This window comes from Stappia albiluteola, assembly GCF_014050225.1.
Taxonomy (GTDB): domain Bacteria; phylum Pseudomonadota; class Alphaproteobacteria; order Rhizobiales; family Stappiaceae; genus Hongsoonwoonella; species Hongsoonwoonella albiluteola.
The window spans coordinates 1-326 of record NZ_JACFXV010000024.1 but is presented as its reverse complement, the minus strand read 5'-3'; the positions used below and the strand labels follow the sequence as shown (position 1 = coordinate 326).

Sequence of the window (326 nt, the reverse complement as noted above, 5' to 3'; positions counted from 1 at the left end):
GGGGCGGAGGCGGCGTTTTCCGCACCGCCGTCGTCGACGGTAAAGCTGATCGTGCGGGACAGGCCCTGCGCGCCCGCACTCGGATTGTCGCTGGTATTGGCGTAGGTAACGGAGCGCAGCACCGCCTGATAGTCGGCCAGGCTCGCCGTGCCGGTGAGCGTCAGCACACCCGTCTCAGCATTGAACGCGCCCGAGATGCCGGCCTGCGCGGCGAAGGAGAGCAGATCCTCACCCGCCACATGGTCGGTGATCGCCACCGTGGCGCCGGCAAGCGTGGCGCTGTCCACATCGCCGAGCTGCAGCGACGGCGCGATCGTCACCGCCGC

General features: G+C 69.6%; 1 protein-coding gene. It reads right to left on the bottom strand.

Annotation, left to right across the window (positions count from 1 at the left end; all coding sequences use genetic code 11):
* A partial coding sequence (locus H2509_RS00825) for a hypothetical protein (protein WP_182161331.1) occupies positions 1–326 on the bottom strand: 326 nt, incomplete at both ends.